The organism is Paenibacillus oryziterrae (assembly GCF_042610485.1).
Classification (GTDB): Bacteria; Bacillota; Bacilli; order Paenibacillales; family Paenibacillaceae; genus Paenibacillus_AQ.
In genome coordinates this window covers 25,764-45,719 of the sequence record NZ_JBGJZO010000013.1, presented here as the reverse complement: position 1 = coordinate 45,719, position 19,956 = coordinate 25,764, and the positions used below count along the sequence as shown (strand labels likewise).

At 45.8% G+C, this 19,956-nt stretch carries 18 protein-coding genes; all 18 read left to right on the top strand.

The genetic code is table 11. The features are described 5' to 3' along the window. Window positions 1–138: 138 nt before the first annotated feature. The 18 genes from ACAN55_RS14855 (at window position 139) to ACAN55_RS14770 (ending at window position 19,796) form a co-directional block, all read left to right on the top strand. Window positions 139–3,813: a nitrate reductase subunit alpha gene (locus tag ACAN55_RS14855; RefSeq protein WP_379134145.1), complete on the top strand. Its 3,675-nt coding sequence runs from the start codon at window positions 139–141 to the stop codon at window positions 3,811–3,813. Then, on the top strand, window positions 3,803–5,374 hold the full coding sequence (gene narH, locus ACAN55_RS14850) for a nitrate reductase subunit beta (protein ID WP_379134142.1): 1,572 nt from the start codon (window positions 3,803–3,805) through the stop codon (window positions 5,372–5,374). The genes ACAN55_RS14855 and narH overlap by 11 nt, the downstream gene beginning before the upstream one ends. After that, window positions 5,367–5,933, top strand: coding sequence for a nitrate reductase molybdenum cofactor assembly chaperone (gene narJ / locus ACAN55_RS14845; protein WP_379134139.1), 567 nt, complete (start codon window positions 5,367–5,369; stop codon window positions 5,931–5,933). Before narH ends, narJ begins: the two co-directional genes overlap by 8 nt. Beyond that, a complete protein-coding gene (gene narI / locus ACAN55_RS14840) occupies window positions 5,930–6,619 on the top strand; it encodes a respiratory nitrate reductase subunit gamma (protein WP_379134136.1) in 690 nt (229 codons plus the stop codon). The genes narJ and narI overlap by 4 nt, the downstream gene beginning before the upstream one ends. 45 nt (window positions 6,620–6,664) lie before the next feature. Next, window positions 6,665–7,123 (top strand): GAF domain-containing protein, encoded by a 459-nt coding sequence (locus ACAN55_RS14835; RefSeq protein WP_379134133.1) that lies wholly within the window; start codon window positions 6,665–6,667, stop codon window positions 7,121–7,123. Window positions 7,124–7,137: 14 nt separating this feature from the next. Continuing rightward, window positions 7,138–8,190, top strand: coding sequence for a sensor histidine kinase (locus ACAN55_RS14830; RefSeq protein ID WP_379134130.1), 1,053 nt, complete (start codon window positions 7,138–7,140; stop codon window positions 8,188–8,190). A gap of 7 nt (window positions 8,191–8,197) precedes the next feature. Next, window positions 8,198–8,845, top strand: coding sequence for a response regulator transcription factor (locus ACAN55_RS14825; protein WP_379134356.1), 648 nt, complete (start codon window positions 8,198–8,200; stop codon window positions 8,843–8,845). Between the two features lie 21 nt (window positions 8,846–8,866). Then, the gene (locus ACAN55_RS14820; RefSeq protein ID WP_379134127.1) at window positions 8,867–9,397 is read left to right on the top strand and encodes a hemerythrin domain-containing protein; all 531 of its coding nucleotides are present in this window, start codon (window positions 8,867–8,869) and stop codon (window positions 9,395–9,397) included. Between the two features lie 260 nt (window positions 9,398–9,657). Then, window positions 9,658–11,160 carry a nitrate/nitrite transporter gene (locus ACAN55_RS14815; protein ID WP_379134125.1) on the top strand — a complete coding sequence of 501 codons (1,503 nt, stop codon included), beginning with the start codon at window positions 9,658–9,660 and terminating at the stop codon, window positions 11,158–11,160. Window positions 11,161–11,189: 29 nt separating this feature from the next. Next, window positions 11,190–12,434 (top strand): molybdopterin molybdotransferase MoeA, encoded by a 1,245-nt coding sequence (locus tag ACAN55_RS14810; protein ID WP_379134122.1) that lies wholly within the window; start codon window positions 11,190–11,192, stop codon window positions 12,432–12,434. 25 nt (window positions 12,435–12,459) lie between these two features. After that, window positions 12,460–13,476, top strand: a complete 1,017-nt coding sequence (moaA, locus tag ACAN55_RS14805; protein WP_379134119.1) for a GTP 3',8-cyclase MoaA — start codon at window positions 12,460–12,462, stop codon at window positions 13,474–13,476. Window positions 13,477–13,732: 256 nt separating this feature from the next. Continuing rightward, a complete protein-coding gene (locus ACAN55_RS14800) occupies window positions 13,733–14,164 on the top strand; it encodes a MarR family winged helix-turn-helix transcriptional regulator (protein WP_379134116.1) in 432 nt (143 codons plus the stop codon). Between the two features lie 54 nt (window positions 14,165–14,218). Beyond that, complete coding sequence (locus ACAN55_RS14795) at window positions 14,219–15,568, top strand: MATE family efflux transporter (protein ID WP_379134113.1); 1,350 nt, start codon at window positions 14,219–14,221, stop codon at window positions 15,566–15,568. Between the two features lie 149 nt (window positions 15,569–15,717). Continuing rightward, window positions 15,718–15,960 (top strand): EFR1 family ferrodoxin, encoded by a 243-nt coding sequence (locus tag ACAN55_RS14790; protein WP_379134110.1) that lies wholly within the window; start codon window positions 15,718–15,720, stop codon window positions 15,958–15,960. 243 nt (window positions 15,961–16,203) lie between these two features. Continuing rightward, window positions 16,204–16,545: a VOC family protein gene (locus tag ACAN55_RS14785; RefSeq protein ID WP_379134107.1), complete on the top strand. Its 342-nt coding sequence runs from the start codon at window positions 16,204–16,206 to the stop codon at window positions 16,543–16,545. A 141-nt stretch (window positions 16,546–16,686) separates the two neighbouring features. Then, a complete protein-coding gene (locus ACAN55_RS14780; protein ID WP_379134104.1) occupies window positions 16,687–17,067 on the top strand; it encodes a VOC family protein in 381 nt (126 codons plus the stop codon). A gap of 602 nt (window positions 17,068–17,669) precedes the next feature. After that, window positions 17,670–18,146: a hypothetical protein gene (locus ACAN55_RS14775; protein ID WP_379134101.1), complete on the top strand. Its 477-nt coding sequence runs from the start codon at window positions 17,670–17,672 to the stop codon at window positions 18,144–18,146. A 210-nt stretch (window positions 18,147–18,356) separates the two neighbouring features. Beyond that, a complete protein-coding gene (locus ACAN55_RS14770) occupies window positions 18,357–19,796 on the top strand; it encodes a hypothetical protein (protein WP_379134098.1) in 1,440 nt (479 codons plus the stop codon). Window positions 19,797–19,956 lie beyond the last annotated feature (160 nt).

The window sequence follows — 19,956 nt, the reverse complement described above, 5'->3', positions numbered from 1 at the left end:
CCTAAAAGAACGGAATCGTCAGAAACGTAGAGATCAAGGGAATTCCCGAGTCACAATAGAGCTTTCCCTAATGGGAACAACCGCGAACGGCATCCATAATGAGATTTATCAAGTCCCGCAAAGGAGCGTTCGTCATCGATGAAGAAAAAATACGGGCTAAACTTTTTTAAACCGGTCGAAAGCTATTCCCGGAACTGGTCTATTCTTGAAGAGAAAAACAGAGATTGGGAGAATATGTACCGTCAGCGCTGGTCGCATGATAAAGTTGTCCGCACCACACATGGAGTGAATTGTACAGGTTCGTGCAGCTGGAAGGTTTTTGTGAAGAACGGCATCATCACCTGGGAGAACCAACAGATTGATTATCCGTCCTGCGGTCCCGATATGCCGGAGTTTGAACCGAGAGGTTGTCCGCGCGGTGCCACATTCTCGTGGTATGAATATAGTCCGCTTCGCGTGAAATACCCCTATATGAGAGGGAAGCTGTGGCGGCTGTGGAAAGCAGCAGTGTCAGAGCATGATAATCTGGTTGACGCTTGGGCGAGTATTGTTGAAGATCCGGATAAGGCTGCCCTTTATAAAAAGGCCCGCGGAAAAGGCGGTCATATCCGCGTAAATTGGGAAGATGCACTGCGTCTCATTTCGGCACAATTGATCTACACCATACGAAAATATGGCCCGGACCGGATCGCAGGTTTCACACCCATTCCGGCCATGTCGATGGTCAGCTATGCCTCGGGTGCCCGCTTCATCTCGCTGCTTGGCGGACAAATGCTGAGCTTTTATGACTGGTACGCCGACCTTCCCCCGGCATCTCCGCAGATTTGGGGCGAGCAGACGGATGTGCCTGAATCTTCCGACTGGTACAATGCCGGTTACCTGATCATGTGGGGCTCGAATGTCCCGCTGACACGGACGCCGGATGCCCACTTCATGACAGAAGTGCGCTACAAAGGTACGAAAGTGGTGTCGGTGGCACCGGATCTGGCGGAGAATGTCAAATTCGCCGACAACTGGCTTGCCCCGAATCCCGGCACTGACGCTGCTCTGGCACAAGCCATGACACATGTGATTCTGGATGAATTCTACCAGGAGCGCAAAGAGCCGATGTTCATCAATTATGCCAAGCAATATACGGACATGCCCTTTATGATTCTTCTCGATCCGCATGAAGACAGCTTAAAAGGAGGGCGTTTCCTCCGGGCGAGCGATCTAGGAGACAACTCGCAGCATGCCGACTGGAAGCCTGTCATCTACGACGAGGCCGTGGGAGAACTCATCGTGCCGAACGGTACTATGGGCCAACGTTGGGAAGAAGGGAAGAAGTGGAACCTGATTCTTGAACGTGAGGACGGAACGAAGGTTGAACCGGCACTTTCTGTGGAAGGCCACGGGGAAGAGTGGGAAGAAATCGTGTTCCCTTACTTTGACAATGCCGGGAACGGAACGTTCACCCGGATGATTCCGGTAATCAAGGTGAAGCTTGCGGACGGTACAGAGCGGGCTGCCGCTACCGTCTATGATCTAATGATGAGCCAATACGGTATAACACGTACCGCAAGCACGCATAACGCCAAGGATTATTATGATGAAGCTTCGCATTATACACCTGCGTGGCAAGAGAAGATAACGGGCGTGAAGCCCAGCGTGGTTGTCCAAATCGCCCGTGAATTTGCCCAGAATGCCATTGATACAGGCGGACGCTCGATGATTATCATGGGGGCCGGGATCAATCACTGGTTCAACAGCGATACGATCTATCGCTCCATTCTGAATCTGGTCGTGCTCACGGCTTCCCAAGGTGTGAATGGTGGAGGCTGGGCGCATTATGTAGGACAGGAGAAATGCCGTCCTATAGAAGGCTGGTCCACCGTGGCATTCGCCAAGGACTGGCAAGGTCCGGCACGCCAGCAGAATGCTACGTCTTTCTTCTATTTTGCAACAGAGCAATGGCGTTATGAAGAAAGCGGCACCGATTCGCTGAAGTCGCCGACAGGCGGAGAAGTTGCCTACCAGCATCCGGCAGATTACAACGTGCTTGCCGCGCGACTTGGTTGGCTGCCATCCTTCCCGCAGTTTAACAAGAACAGTCTGCTGTTCGCTGAAGAAGCAGCGAAGCAAGGCAAGACCTCCAATGCTGAAATCATCAGCCATACGTTAGAAGAAATTAAATCGCGCACGACCCGATTTGCAGTGGAGGATCCTGGAGCACCCGAGAACTTCCCGCGTTCGTTGTTCGTATGGCGCTCGAACCTGATTTCTAGCTCCGCGAAGGGACAGGAATATTTCATGAAACACCTGCTGGGAGCTTCTGACGGACTGCTTGCCCAGCCGAATGAAGAGCAGAAGCCGGAAGAGATTATCTGGCGGGACGATGTAGAAGGCAAGCTCGATCTGCTGGTTGCGCTGGATTTCCGGATGACAACTACGCCGCTGTATGCGGATATCGTGCTTCCTGCAGCCACCTGGTATGAGAAAACAGATCTCTCTTCTACAGATATGCATCCATTCGTGCACCCGTTCAATCCGGCGGTTAATCCACTCTGGGAGTCCCGGTCGGACTGGGATATTTACCGCCAGCTTTCAGAGGTATTCTCGGAAATGGCCAAATCACATTTGCCGGGAGTGTATAAGGATCTGGTAGCGACACCGCTTGGTCACGACTCGGTCAGTGAGATCTCACAGCCGATGGGTCTTGTTAAAGACTGGGCCAAGGCTGAGATTGAAGCGATTCCGGGCCGGACGATGCCGAACCTGAGCATTGTAGAGCGTGATTATACAAAGATCCATGACAAATACATCTCTCTCGGACCCAATCTTGTCGTTGGCAAAACAGGTGCACATGGTATTAGCTTCTCCGTAGCTGAAGAATACGAGGAATTGAAGCGGCTGAACGGGGTCTATTTTGATGAAAGCATTAAAAATGGGCTGCCGAAGATTCAAACCGCCCGGCAGGTTGCCGATACAATCCTGCATTTGTCCTCCGCAACCAATGGGCACGTATCCCAGAAAGCGTACGAACAGGCAGAGAAGGACAGCGGTGTTGAGCTGCGGGATATCTCCGCCGATCGTGCTGCCGAGCGGATCACATTCCAGAGCATCACGGCGCAGCCACGGGAAGTGATTCCGACACCAGTATTCAGCGGTTCGAACAAACAAGGGAGACGTTATTCACCATTTACAACTAATATCGAACGCCTTGTCCCGTTCCGCACATTGACCGGCAGACAGCATTTCTATATTGATCATGAGATCTTCCAGCAGTTTGGCGAGGCGCTGCCCGTCTACAAGCCGACCTTACCGCCCATGGTCTTTGGTCCACGGGATCGTGAAGTCAAAGGTGGATTAGACGCACTTGTGCTCCGGTATTTGACACCTCACGGCAAGTGGAATATTCACTCTACTTACCAGGACAACCAGCATATGCTGACACTGTTCCGTGGGGGCCCAACTGTATGGATTAATAATGACGATGCTGAGGCGCACCAAATTTCAGATAACGATTGGTTGGAAGTGTATAACCGGAACGGTGTAGTTACTGCCCGTGCGGTTGTCAGCCACAGAATGCCGAGAGGCACCATGTTCATGTACCACGCCCAGGACAAACATATTCAAGTGCCGGGCTCTGAAATCACGGATACGCGCGGCGGAAGCCATAATGCTCCTACTCGAATTCATTTGAAGCCTACCCAAATGGTAGGAGGATATGCCCAGCTCAGCTACGGCTTCAACTACTATGGACCCATCGGCAACCAGCGGGATGTGTATGTAGCCGTACGTAAAATGAAGGAGGTTAACTGGCTTGAAAATTAAAGCGCAAATTGCAATGGTCATGAACCTGGATAAATGCATCGGCTGTCACACTTGCAGTGTTACCTGTAAGACGACCTGGACCAATCGCAAAGGTGCGGAATACATGTGGTTCAATAACGTCGAGACGAAACCCGGTATCGGATATCCTAAACGCTGGGAAGACCAGGAGCTTTATAAAGGAGGCTGGCAGCTTCGTAAAGGCAAGCTGGAGCTGAAGTCCGGCAACAAGCTGTCCAAGATCGCACTCGGGAAGATCTTCTATAATCCAGACATGCCGGAAATGAAGGACTATTACGAGCCTTGGACCTATAACTATGAACATCTGACGAGTGCAGGAGAGCAGAAGCATTCCCCTGTTGCGCGCGCTCATTCCGCAGTAACCGGAGAGAAGATGGATCTGGAGTGGGGACCGAACTGGGAGGATGATTTGGCAGGGGCGCATGTCACCGGACCGCTGGATCCGAACATTCAGAAGATAGAGGAAGAGATCAAATTCAACTTTGAGCAGTCCTTTATGATGTATCTTCCGAGACTCTGTGAACACTGCTTAAACCCGAGTTGCGTAGCATCTTGTCCTTCCGGTGCTATGTATAAACGGGATGAGGATGGTATCGTTCTCGTGGACCAGGAGGCTTGCCGCGGCTGGAGATATTGTATGACGGGCTGCCCTTACAAGAAGGTCTATTTCAACTGGCAGACCAATAAAGCGGAGAAATGCACGTTCTGCTTCCCTCGTGTGGAAGCCGGTCTGCCTACCGTATGTTCGGAGACATGTACTGGACGTATTCGTTATCTGGGTGTGCTGCTGTATGATGCGGACAAGGTGCTTGAAGCCGCTTCAACTCCGAATGAACAAGATCTGTATAAAGCTCAATGTGACTTGTTTCTGAATCCCCACGATCCTGAAGTAATGGCGCAGGCACGAAAAGACGGGATTTTGCAGGACTGGCTCGAAGCGGCACAGAATTCCCCGGTCTACAAACTTGCTATTGAGCATAAGCTGGCATTCCCATTGCATCCGGAATACCGCACCCTACCTATGGTATGGTATGTTCCGCCGCTTAGCCCGATTATGAATTACTTTGAAGGCAAGGATTCCCTCAAGAATCCGGATATGATCTTTCCGGCTATTGAAGAAATGCGCACACCCATCCAGTATCTAGCCAATATGCTGACAGCAGGCGATACTCAAACGGTCAAAGAAGCGCTGCAGCGAATGGCTATGATGCGCTCCTATATGCGTGCCAAGTCCATGGGTCAGGAATTTGATCATAGCCGACTTGAACGGGTTGGACTGACCGCACATCAGACGGAGCAGATGTACCGTCTTTTGGCCATTGCGAAATATGAGGACCGGTTCGTTATCCCTACCTCGCATAAAGAACAAACTATGAACCCATATCGGGCTCAAGGCTCTGCCGGATATGGTAATGTCATGGGTGACATGGGCTCAGGCTCCGGATGTGATGGCTGCGGACCGGCAAGTTCTGCCGAACCCAAGCCGAAGACCGGCAAGGAGATGTACGAAGAGAACTTTTACGGAGGGATTTGGCGTGATTGAACTAAATAAGCTGTACAATTATAAGCCCTCATTTGGATATTATGCATTGCAGCTTATGTATCCGGAGAAGCTGGATTTCCATCCGGCTTTTCTGGAAGAAGCATTTGAGATTGGTCATCCAGGCAATGTCCATGTGCATACATTCTGGTTGCAGATGCAGAATTACAGTCTGGATGAAATTCAGGAAATGTACGCATCCACCTTTGATTTTCAGAAGGACTGCGCGCTGTATATGACCTATTTCAAATTCGAGGATGCCAAGGAACGCGGGCAAATGCTGGCGAAGCTGAAGCTTCTATATGAAATGTATGGCCTCGAAATGCCGGAAGGGGAGCTGCCGGACTTTCTGCCGCTTATGTGTGAATTTCTTTATGCAGCAGAATGGAAAGGTGATCCGGCCGCGGGCGAGAATTTCCGGATGCTGATCGCAATCATGGAGGATGGCACCTATCATTTGCTCAAGGCGCTTGATCAATGTGCAAGCCCCTATTTTCACTTGGTGAAGGGACTGCGTGAAACGATTAAAACTTGCGTTGAACAGGAGGCTTTGAGTCAATGAATATGTCTGATCAATTCTTGTGGGTGATCATCCCTTATATCTGTCTAGTGGTCTTCATTCTCGGGCATATTTATCGCTACCGGAAAGACCAATTTAACTGGACGGCGAAATCCAGTGAATTTATCGAGAAGAAACAGCTTAAATACGGGAGCATTCTATTCCACTTGGGAATAATCCCCGTTGTATTCGGGCATATTGGCGGCCTCGCAGTCCCTAAATCCTGGATGGAGGCGCTCGGTGTGAATGATCATCTCTATCATATCGGTGCAGTTTATATTGGAGGAATATTCGGAGTCGTTACCCTGATTGGTATGCTTATTCTTACTTCCAGACGCTTCACGATGAAGAATGTCCGGCGTCTTAGCAGCGCTTCCGATCTGATAGTCAATTCGCTGCTACTGTTCATCGTATTTATGGGGGTATATTCTACACTTGTTACCAATGCCGTCCAGCCTGAATTCGATTACCGGTCAACCATCTCAGTCTGGTTCCGCGGCCTGTTCCTCTTCAGCCCAGATTCTTCGCTTATGGAGAGTGTTCCGCTGTCCTTTAAAATCCACATTCTGACGGGCTTCGCAATCTTCGCCTTCTGGCCTTTCAGCCGGCTTGTGCATGTATGGAGTGTTCCGTTGAATTATGTGGGGAGAAGTTATATTCTATACAGAAGACATAAATCGAATGAATAGAAAGTAAGCGTACACTTCTTTCTCTGTCAACGAGGAGAGAATACCATGAAGAATAAGGTAGATTACCAGCTGGAGCTTGATCATATCCGTGAGATCCTCGGTTATGATTTCATGGCACTCGCACTTGCAGAACCTGCAGAATTTGACTATATCATTCGCTGGAAGTATGCTTCGGGCAACCAGAACGACCGTTACAGACGGATCGTGCTGCAGTCCGGAAGAGGCGTTGCCGGGATCGTGTTCAAGACCGGGAAATCATTCTTACTTCCGTCTGTACAGGGACATGTGAAGCTTGATGCGCTATTTAAATATCCGATCATTAAATCGGAGAATCTGAGCAGTATTGGGGCTGTTCCTCTGTGGAATGATGCTCGTGTCGCAGGTGTGCTCCTCGGTGGGTTTCGTGGTGAACAGCAGGTAACCGAGGCGATGCTGCAGGACCTGGAGCAATGGGCTCACAAAGGAATTGGAGACTTGAACGGGAAGGAACTGTGGCTGAGTTGATGATACCAACCGGGATGGATCAATTGCATGCGTTGCTGACAAAACTGTTTCAGAACAGCACGGAGGCCATATTCTTCTTCGATAAGGAAGGGAAAGCCCTGGCGATGAACCCGGCAGCGGAGAGGATCGTAGACATCGACATTCTGAAGCAGCTCTATCAGGGTAAAACCCTGGCTTTCTGTGGTACATGCAGGGGATACACAAGTGATACGGAGCTTCATACGTGTCTAAACTGCTATTTCAGTACGCCGGAATCCTATGATTTCACCTCTTATCAAGTCTACCTGGAGACGAAAGATAAAGGTATTGTTCCTTATTCCGCAACCTTCCATACAATAGATTACGAGAATAGTATCAGGGTGTTTATGCTGCGTGATTTGACCAAACAATTCAAAACTCAAGAGAAATTCTATCAGAATAAAATGATGAAGCATGTCATTGAAGCGCAGGAGAACGAGCGCAAGCGGATCTCCCGCGAGCTCCATGACAGCGTGGCTCAGGAACTGATGAGCGCTGTTGTGGATCTTCGTCTGCTTAAATACATGACCGGTGACGAGCAGCTGCTCAAAAAGGTGAAACAGACCGAGGTATCAATGACCCGTCTGCTCACGGATATCCGCAATTTGTCGGTAGAGCTGCGGCCGGCCGCCCTGGACGATTTCGGACTGGAGGCTGCCTTCCGCTCGCATTTTAAACGGCTGGAACAAAATTATGGCCTTGTTATCGAGTTTGAATCCGGTCTTTCAAATAAGCGGTATGGAAGTGAAATTGAAACCGTCATCTACCGGATCTGTCAAGAGGCTGTTTTGAATGCCTTGAAGTACGCCCAGGTGGATATGATTAAAGTATCTATTTCAGAGAGTAAGCAGCTGCTGCAGCTGATGATTGAAGATGAAGGTGCCGGGTTTAACCTGGGAGACGAACCGAATGGCACAGGCCTTGGCCTCTATGGAATGCAGGAGAGGGCGGAGCTTGTAGGCGGAAGCTTCACCGTAGATTCGGAGGTCGGACAAGGAACTCGTATCAAGGTGCAAGTTCCTGTCAGATATGGCGAAGGAAGGGAATGAGGTCCAGATGAAGATCGTTATCGCAGACGACCATGCAATTGTACGCAGCGGCTTCGCCATGCTCCTGAATTATCAGGACGATATCGAAGTTATTGGAGCCGCAGCAGACGGAATTGAAGCGTATGCCTTGGTAGCGAAACGCCGGCCGGATATTCTCATTATGGACCTTAGCATGCCTCCCGGTGAGAGCGGGTTGATTGCCACAGGCAAGATTAAAGAGGATTATCCCGATACCAAAATACTAATTCTGACGATGCATGACGACGAGGAATATCTCTTCCATGTGCTGAAGAATGGCGCATCAGGTTATGTACTGAAAAGTGCACCGGATGAAGAGCTGCTGCTGGCTATACGCACTATCTATGCTGGAGGAACCTACATACATCCCAAGATGGCAACTTCTCTAGTCCGTGAATTCATCAAAAAGGATAAGTCTCAGAATTCAGAAGATTTGTTCGAGCTGCTGTCCAAACGGGAACTCGAAATCTTGCCGCTGATTGCCAAGGGCTATGGCAACAAGGAAATTGCGGAGAAGCTATATATCTCCGTAAAAACGGTGGAAGCCCATAAATCCAAAATCATGGAGAAATTAAACCTTAAGAGCCGGCCTGAGCTGGTGGAATATGCTTTAAAGAAAAAAATGCTTGATTTCTAATTGTGGAATGGAGGGATCAGTGTGCCGGTACAAGATGAACTTCGATTTGCGACACCCGCGATGCGCATTTTCGAGAATGAACACCGCTATCTGTCCTATTTAATGGAAGAATGGCATGCGATCGTCCTCACCTTTGAAGAAACGGAGCATACAAGTCTGGAAGAATGCCGGAGGCGTCTCCAGGAGCTTCGCAGAATGATCCTCGAATTTATGGAGCCGCTGAAGAAGCATACCCTGAAAGAAGAAGCGCACTTTTTCCCGATGCTTGGGACTTATATCGGTTATGAACAAGGACCGCTCGTTGGCATCCAGGAGGAACATAGCGAGATTGACGGGTATCTTGGACACTTTCTCCACCGCACGAGTGGTTATACGGATCTGATGTCCAAACAGGAGATTACTTCTGCGGTGAAAGATGCAGGAGAGGCTTTTGAAGTATTGACCGTACACTTCGTGAAGGAAGAAACCGTGATTTATCCGATGGCAGAAAGCCAGCTTAATGCCTTGGATAAGGATCGCCTGCATCATAAGCTAAATACACTTATCACTTGAATCTAAGGCTGCTTCCTAACGAAGCGGCTTTTTTTATGTAGTCAACGCTGTGATCAATGAATTGCATGTGTTCAGGAAAAATGGCGGTGCAGTTCTAGCATCGGGGCGGTGCAGCCGTTTTATGTTTATTTTCAGGGTTTCCCCTGTCAGGGAAAGGGTACTCCCCTATATCTGCGCCCGTGGACTGGCGGCTACAATAAGGACATGAAGGTCTTATTTAGTCGATTAGGAGAATAAACGGCGAAAAGGTGAGTTGAACAATGAAGAAGATGCAATTGCCACTTCAAACATTAAATTTGATTACAGGTTTTATGGTATGGGTTATTATTTCTTCCCTGATGCCTTTTATTTCCGAGGATATTCATATCCCGGCAGGGAGACTTGCGATGGTCACAGCAATTCCTGTAATACTCGGATCCATTCTGCGGATTCCGCTTGGTTATTATGCGAATATCCTGGGTGCACGTGTCATCTTTATGACCAGTTTCATTGTACTGTTATTTCCCGTCTACTTTATTAGCGAAGCTTCTTCGGTCAATCATTTAATTATTGGAGGTTTGTTCCTCGGAATCGGTGGGGCCGTCTTTTCAGTAGGAGTGACTTCTCTGCCCAAGTATTATCCCAAAGAACGTCATGGATTCGTAAATGGCATTTATGGTGTAGGGAATTTAGGTACAGCTATTACAACTTTCTCTGCTCCCATTGTGGCTGTACAAATTGGCTGGGCAGCAACCATTAAGCTGTATTTGATTCTTCTTCTAGTGTTTATTGTACTGAATTTCTTTCTGGGTGACCGCCATGAACCTAAAGTGAAAACACCAATCATCGAACAGATTAAGGGTGTCGCAAAGAATGAGAAGCTGTGGCTGTTCTCCTTGTTCTATTTCATTACATTTGGTTCCTTTGTTGCATTTACCATTTACCTGCCAAACTTCCTCGTATCGAATTTTGGACTGGAGAAGGTGGATGCAGGGATGCGTACAGCCGGATTTATTGCAGTTGCCACGTTCTTTCGCCCGGTGGGCGGTTGGCTTGCAGATAAATTCCAGCCTTTATTCCTTCTGATCGGCACGTTCTCCATCTATACGGTCGCAGCGATTATTTTAGCTTTTATGCCTTCGATAGGCTTATATACGGTAGGATCGTTAGCCATTGCGGTAAGTGCCGGAATCGGGAACGGTGTTATTTTCAAATTAGTGCCCTTATATTTCAACAAGCAGGCTGGGATCGCGAACGGAATTGTCTCCATGATGGGTGGTCTTGGCGGCTTTTTCCCGCCGGTTATGCTCTCGATTATATATTCTGTTACGGGTCAATATTCGATCGGATTTATGCTGCTGTCGCAATTAGCGCTCGCGAGCCTGGTCCTGGTAATCTGGCTATACTATAACGACCGTCTGGCTCTTACCTCTGAGGTATTTAACTCAACCGCGCAGGGAATTCTTGTTACCGATGCGACGGGCACCATCAAATCGGTCAATCCGGCATTTTCAAAGCTTACCGGCTTCACGTCAGAGGAGGTACTCGGCAAACAGCCAAGCGTCCTGAAATCCGGCCGTCAACCAAAGGACTTCTACAGCAGCATGTGGAAGGAAATCCGAGCTCAGGGGATGTGGCAGGGAGAAATCTGGAACAAGCGGAAGAACGGAGAAGAGTATCTCCAGTGGCTCCATATCAGCGCCGTCAAAGATGATACTGGGGAGCATATCCGTTATGTCGGCACGTTCAGCGATATAACGCAGAAGAGAGATAAGACTAATTAAGCTATAGCACAAGTAAGGAGCAGATTCAGGTGGTTAAACACAGACAACCGATTTCCGTGGCAGAAGCCGTGTTCCGCGTTTTAGACAAAGCACAACCGACAGGTACCGAAACCGTGTCACTAACGGATAGCTATGGACGGATTCTTGCAGGGCCATTAGCAGCAACCTATGATGTGCCTCCGTTTGACCGTTCACCCTACGACGGCTTTGCTATTCGTTCGGTTGATTCAGCAGGTGCTTCAAGAGATAACCGCTTAACTTTCAAGGTCGTGGATCATATCGGTGCAGGGGCAGTATCAGCTGCAACCCTTGGCGCATTTGAGGCGGTACGGCTTATGACAGGTGCAGCTCTCCCCAGAGGTGCGGATGCCGTTGTCATGCTAGAGCAAACCATTGCTGCAAAAGATACCTTTACCATCAGGAAATCATTCTCCCATCAGGAGAATCTCTCCCTGCAAGGTGAAGACATGAAGACGGGAGAAGCCATTGTACCTGCGGGCAGTATTATTAAAGCTGGAACTATAGCCCTTTTGGCAACTTTCGGTTACGCTTCCGTTAAGGTGGCCAAACAGCCGGTTGTAGGCATCCTGGCGACGGGATCGGAGCTGCTGGACGTAAGCGAGCCTCTAGTGCACGGGAAAATCCGCAACAGCAATGGTCCGATGATTGCTGCGCAGCTTGCAAGTATGGGCATACCCTATAAAATATACGGCATGACTGCCGATCATTTGGAAGAAGGTCTTCGGGCAGTACGAACTGCCATGGAAGAAACAGATTGTTTGATTACAACAGGTGGTGTATCTGTCGGAGATTACGATTATCTGCCAGCGATATATGAACAGCTCGGGGCAGAGGTTCTCTTCAATAAGGTAGCTATGCGCCCTGGCAGTGTGACTACTGTGGCTGTATCAGACGGCAGCTATTTATTCGGACTCTCCGGTAACCCGTCTGCCTGTTTCACCGGATTTGAACTTTTTGTCCGACCGGCGCTGCTGAGAATGATGGGAGCAGACAAGGTGTTTTTACCACGGATTACAGCAAGGCTGGCTGAGGATTTCAAGACACCCAATCCATTTACCCGTTTCATCCGGGCCATATACGACAATTCCACGGTGCGTCCCGCCGGATTCAACAAGTCCAATGCCGTATCTTCCATTGCCCGTGGTAATTCACTGATGGTATTGCCTAGCGGGTCCCGGGGATTTGCCGCTGGAGATTTGGTAGATGTGCTGCTCTTAGGTGTTGAAGAAGGAACAGACGAGTGGGCGCTGTAAGAATACAAGGAAGGAAGTTGACTACATGAGATTACATCCTCTGCAAGATCAATGGCAGCGGCCGATTCGTGATTTGCGGATTTCTGTAACAGATCGCTGCAACTTCCGTTGTTCTTACTGTATGCCCAAAGAAATGTTCGGGGACCAATATGCCTTTCTGCCTGCCAGGGAGCTGCTAACTTTTGACGAGATCGAGCGGCTCACCAAGTTGTTCGTATCCCTGGGAGTGGTGAAAATCCGCCTGACCGGTGGAGAGCCGCTGATGCGTCCCAATCTTCCAGAGCTTGTCTCCAAAATTCATGCAATTGGCGGAGTACATGATATCGGCTTGACCACGAATGGCGTTTTCTTGAGAGGGCAGGCACAGTATTTATACGATGCAGGATTGCGACGGTTGAATATAAGCCTGGACGCGCTGGACCCTGAGATATTCGGTGCAATGAACGGCAGAGGGATGAAGTCTTCGCATATTCTGAAACAGATTCAACTTGCTCAGCAGATTGGGTTTGAACTCAAGGTGAACATGGTGGTCCAAAAAGGCGTTAACGAATCGGAAATTCTGCCGATGGCAGCTTATTTCAAGGAACAAAATATTACACTTAGGTACATTGAATATATGGATGCCGGCAACGATAATGGCTGGAGCTTTGATAAAGTCGTATCCAAACAGGAGATTCTTAAACAACTGCAGCGTGCTTATGCGCTGGAGCCGGTAGACCGGGATTATTTCGGAGAGGTTGCCAAGCGGTACCGTTATAAAGATACGGGTGCCCAAGTCGGCTTTATCACCTCGGTATCGGAATCGTTTTGCACATCCTGCACAAGGGCTCGTCTGTCTTCAGACGGCAAGTTTTATACCTGCTTATTCGCATCAAAGGGCTTTGATCTAAGAGAGATGATCCGAAGAGGGGCGAAAGACGAAGATTTGCTTGCAGCGATATCGGGGGTATGGAATCAGCGGACCGACCGCTATTCGGATGAACGCACAGAGCAGACAGCACTGAACAAGAATAAGATTAGTATGTCTTATATTGGCGGGTAACCAGATTTCACAACAACCCATAGATGAAAGTCATTTGTTCTATTCATCTGCAGAGCAGTCATATGAAGAACATTATACCCGCGCCTGGCGCGGGTATTTTTATTGCCAGAATACAAGTGCCGGAATGGACGATAACTAGAATTCAAGAAAAGGACAGTGAGAATATATAATTAGAATCTTGACAGTTAGAGTTCTAACATATATATTATGAATATAGTTAGAACTCTAACAATAGAGAAACGAAGGAGTCGGTGATATGAAAGAGTACAGGAACATTACCCCATATTCGACTTTAATCAGAGAAATCGGTATGAAGCTCAAATCCACGGCAGATACAAGATTGGCTGAGCTTGGGCTTAATTCACAGCAGGGCCAGATGCTTGGATACATTTATGAGAAACAGGATCGGGGAGTGATCCAGAAGGATCTGGCGGACCGCTTTAACCGTAAGGGAGCGAGTATTACCAGCATGCTTCAGGGTTTGGAGAAGAAGGGGTATATCAAACGGATCGTCCCGGAAGACAACGAACGCCAGAAGAAGATATATTTGTTGCCCAAAGCGGCTGAATTAGTCGAAGAGTTTAACATCATTTTTCAAGAAGTAGAGAACAGCATTACCCAAGGACTAACGCCGAACGAAGCGGAGACCTTAATGAATTTATTAATCAAAGTCAAATCAACGATGTAACAACTCTGTCCGTAATCGGATGGATTCATCCTGTAATGAAAGAAGAGATTCACTATGGAACAACATCAAGCGTCAAACCAATATTATCTGGAAAGTGCTCCGATCAAAAAAGCGATAGCTCACCTGTCCATTCCCATGATGATCGGCATGTCCGTGGGCACGATCTACAATGTAATTAATGCGTATTTCATTGGTCTACTACACAATACGAGTATGTTATCTGCCATCACGCTTGGTTTGCCGATCTTCACCGTACTTATGGCCATCGGCAATGTATTTGGTGTCGGTGGCGGCACATTCGTTACCCGATTGGTCGGAGGAAAAGAGGGCGAGAAGGGGAAACGCATCGCCGGCTATACCTTTTACGGAAGCATTATTGCCGGAATACTCATTGCAGTTCTCGCATTCCTGTTCGTTGATCCAATCACCCGATTATTAGGTGCGGATACTGCGACTTTTGGTTACACCAAAACGTATGTCTTAACTCTTTTTGGCGGCGGATTTGTTGTAGTTCTTAATTTCGCCCTGGAACAACTGGTGCGCTCGGAAGGGGCATCCAAGGAATCCATGTATGGCATATTTATCAGCACAGCGCTTAGTTTGATTCTTGATCCGCTGCTGATCTTGGGGCTGGGCTGGCATGTGGCAGGTGCGGCGTGTGCGATGATCTTGGCGAATGTCGGGTCGGTCTTCTATTACATCTATTACTTAGAGACTAAGAGTGAGCATCTGCAGGGATTCCTGAAGCATTTCAAGATTTCCCTTCAAGACCAGCTGGAGGTCTACAAAATCGGGATATCTGAGCTCCTGCAATCGGCATTTCTTATTGTGTCTACGCTCCTGCTGAATAACTACTCCATCATGTACGGGGATAGTGTGGTTGCCGGATTTGGTGTCGCCTTAAGAATTGTCCAGGTTCCCGAGTTCCTGGCGATGGGATTGTTCTTCGGATTAATTCCTTTCTTCGCCTACAATTATTCCAGTCCCAATATCGCCAGATTCAAATCCGGTTTCAAATACGCTTCACTGCTGATTGGAGGCATAGCCACCGTATTCGTAGGACTGGTTTATCTGTTCAGGGAGCCTATCCTGCATCTGTTCTCGAATGACCCTTCTGTTCTGGAGACAGGGACTTATATCGTTGTTGCGATGCTAATCTCTGCCTTGTTCAACGGTTTCACGGGTTTGTTCATCAGTGTATTTCAAGCAGCCGGACAAGGAACACCGACGATGATCATGTCCATCACTCAAGGGGTTCTGTATATTCCGATGATCATTCTACTGCATTCCCTGTTCGGATTGCACGGCGTGATCTGGTCGATGACCGTGACTGAAGTGATCACATGTTTCATGGGGTTGATCCTATTCATTCCGTTTAACCAAAAGCTAAAAGTGCAGGTATAAAAGCAATTGTGGGACGATGTAATCATCGGATTCATACACCCCACCTATTCATGGGGGCCTCCTCGAATCGTGCTTGATTTTATACAAAAGCTTAAGCTTATCAATTACCGGGGCAATTACGTATTTGCCGTGGCAACCTGCGGGGGGCATTGGATACTACGAAGTTCAAGGCTACTGACCTGTGCACAGGTTGCGGAACTTGCGAGAAGGTGTGTAATTGTCATAACATCCAAGTCGATGAGATACCACAGTGGGGTGAACATTGTACCTTATGTCTTGCCTGTGTTCACTATTGCCCCGCAAAAGCTATACAATATGGAAAAGACACTGTAACGAAGGGTAGATATACTAATCCTAATATTAAGATCAGTGAGATTGTGAATCGAACTTGACCGGAAGCATAACGCAATATATCCATTGAGAGTTCCATATGAAAACATCCATTGAGCACATTATTGAGCAAATTATTGAACCCGCAAATTTGCGGGTTATTTTGTTGGAAGGATACTATATACAGAGTTTAATTAAAGTCAAATCGGAACGCACGGGGAGGAACAAATGAACTTTTCGAAGAATATTATCTGGAGAGAACTGGAAGTCGATGAATCAGATTGGAATGATTAGAGGAGGTAGACATGAGACTGCATGGAGCTTGTATTCAGACGCACAACATCAAAGATGTCGTAGATTTTTACACGAGGGTATTTCAACAAGAACCAGTTGTAGACAATGAAGTAGACTATCGGTTTTATGACACTCAACTTATTATTTATAAATTGCAGGATGAGACCGCGCCAACTACTCGGAATGTCGCATTAATCTATGCTGTCGACAATGTTAATTATGAATATGAAAGGCTATTGAAGCTGAACATTAAAGTTCATTCTGCTCCAACGGATAAACCTTGGGGGGTAAGATCATTCTTATGTTATGATCCCGATGGCAATTCCGTAAGTTTTTTTGTGAATCTAACATAAAAGCGGATACCACAAGGGAATATACATACAAGGTTTATTTCTAACGGGTATATATGGTAGCATAAAAAAGAAAGCTGTACCTATTTTGAGCATTTGGAACATCTGCTTGCTAATTACATCTACGAGGGAGTGGGACCATCAATGATCAATAAAGTCGGTCAAATCATGCTGTATGTAGACAACCAGGACAAAGCACTGAACTTTTGGACAGAAAAAGTTGGTTTTAGCGTGATTTCTGAAGAAAACAATGGACAAGGCATGAGATGGATCGAAATTGCTCCTACCCAAGACGCTGAGACAAGCATCATACTCCATAATAAGGAGCTCGTTGCTAAAATGTCTCCGGAATTAAATCTCGGCACACCGTCTTTAATGTTTTTTTCGGAGGATCTGGATCGACTGTATGCCGACTTCACCGGGAAAAATGTCAAAGTAGGAGAACTTGTAGAGATGCCATTCGGAAGAGTATTTAACTTTGCAGATGATGAAGACAACTATTTTGCTGTAATCGAAAAGAAGTAAATCTCCATCCCACGGAAAAGGAATAAACTTAGGCGGCTGACAGCATAGTTGGCCGTCTTTTTTTAGGCTGAGGTCGAAGGTGAAATTCTATATATAAAAATAATATGTCTACTGACTCCTGGAAACTGCGCAATCGTATCTGGCTATAGGTTATGGGAGTGGACAAAGGCAGGAAACTTTAATCAGTTCGCGAATACTCTCTAAAAGGCTGTTATTGCGAAGTTCGTGAATACGGGAACGTTATAAGAAATTGAGGCAAAATAAAATTTTTATAGATCAATCAGGAGATGCATAAGACAATGGAAATTCAATTAACAGCACAAACTGCTTCATTACTCGGTGCAGCAATTGGAGCCTCAGCTGCAATAACTGCCCAAGTCTTTTCGCATTTCCTAACCAAAAAAAGAGAAAAGGAATAGTACGTAAGGGAGATATATCAGAACTTATTTGCTCCTATTATTTTTGATATTATTGCTTTTTTTGATATATCTACAAATTTTCGGAAAGGTCACGAAATAAAAGATTCAATAAATGAAGATGAGATTAGAAAAAAAATTTTTGGTCATGTTAAAAGTAATCTGAAATATGCAAGCCCTAAACTAATGTCGGAATATCACATTATTGCAAAGAATGAATATTATGAAGATTTTTCAGGTTTTCATCAATTCATTGATGATTTGGAATTTTATATTGCCATATTAGATGAAATTGATAAATTAACTGGGAAACTTAATATATTTGAGAAGAAATTTAGAAATATGATTATAAAATATAAGATTTTGTATTTGATATGGATCGCAAGTATTCAATTTTTTCAAAACCCATCCAAAGCCAACACTTTTATTTCTTATAATTTTTACTTTGACTCCAAAAGGTTTACTCGGAGATCTTTTGAGAAATTAAACAAAATTTATTACAAACAAAGATTAAAGGATAAATGGTGTCAATTAATATCTTGGATTTTCAGAAAAGAATCTTATCGACCAAATAGCCCAAATGGGATTATCCCTATTATTGAAATTGTTACACAAGACAAGAAAGCAATTGAAGAATTACTAAAACATATTCCTGAAGATTAATCAATGATGGCCCCAACATCTTATAACATAATATTCACGCATCGGCATACGCCCTCGGTCCGGCAGAAGGATTTCGGGGAAGCCGGGGCAGCCGGACACATCCGACTCCGTCGGACGTCGTGAATACGGGAACGTTATATGCAATCGAGGAAAATCTTAGTAAATACACTTCTGAACAATACTAAAATTAATTATTGGGAGAATACAGAAATGATAATCTTAGGAAAGAGTAACGATGATAAAGGGACCCAGCTTGAAGAACTTACTAAACGACTTTTATCCGGGTATGGTTATAAGAATATTATTACTAACTATATTGGTCCTGGTGGAGAGGAAATCGATGTATCAGCAGATTATTATTTACCTGGAATTGGCCAGAATCAAACACGACGACTAATTTGTGAATGTAAAGCATATAAGACCCCGATTGATATTACAAGTTGGTTGAAGTTTTTGGGTAAGATATTCATTGAAGAATCTAGAAGAGATGAAGAAGTGTTCGGGTGTTTTATTGCTTTGTCTGGTGTTAATGGTAATGTTGCTGGTAATTATGATGAATTATTTACTCATAGAACTAATGTATCACTGGTTTCTGGGGAGAAACTAACCGAATCTGTAACCCAACTCTTCAATCTAACCGATGGCAATGTTATTAATCAGATTGTTTCTCATTATACCCATAGAATTATTAGAATGTTGGATATATGCTATTACGATAATTCAGTGTATTGGATAGTAGCATTCAATAATGACGAATATACTGCATTTGGCTATAACGGTAGTTTTCTACCGAAAGAAATAACAGATAAAATATGCCCTATATTGGAAAGTTCAAATGCAATAGGCACATATGTCAACTTAGAAGAAGAAAATCAAGCAAAACAGAGAGCGATACACATACAAAAAGCTATTTTATCTGAATTAATGATTAACGACGGTATTGTTAATAAAGAGCAGATAAAGATAAGACTTCAGTTTGAAGACCATGAAATTGAAAAAGCACTTGAGGAGTTATTAAACAATAACTTTATTTATACTGATAATTTTGTAGTTTCAATATATGAGAATTTTGATTCCATCTCAATTGACTTCTACCGCTTTTTCTTAACAGGTGATGTATTTATTCAAGCTCTGGGTTGTGATTTTTATGACAATCACATAAATGAATTGCTCATCTCCAAAATTCAAGAAATTCAAAAGGGACTTAAACTATCCGAGAATGAGGTAGACATTGTCCTAACATTATTAAGATTTTCACCAACAGCTTTTGCTTCATCCCTCTATCCTGAAGAGATGATAACCACTCATTATGAACAAGGAATAACGGATGAACGAATAGCATCTTTTGATAGAAAATACTTCCTTAAAATGCTATACGATGGACTACTAATTGATTTTAATAACCCTCATTTAACAAAATACTTTTATGAAGTAAGAGGGTTAAGAGAAATTGAAAGCAACCATATTATAAAAGTTAAGGGTGATAAAGAAACTATATTGAATGATCAGATTTCCAATCGAAAGGGAATAGGGCAATTAGCCGATGAATATGGTGGAGGTTACATTCAGATTCTGGTTTTAGATGATCATCCTGAACCATGGGAAGGAACTCCAGTTCTAACTGAAAAAATGAAAGTGAACGAAGAATAATGAAATTTGATTGTAATTTGGAAGAAGGCCTCGACAGCATATAACAATGCATTTACGCAGCGGGTCGGCATAGCCGCCCCTTGGTCCCGGGAGCTAAGAAGCAGGGAGGATATGACGGGACACACCGACAACATCGGCGTCGTAAATGCGGGAACGTTAT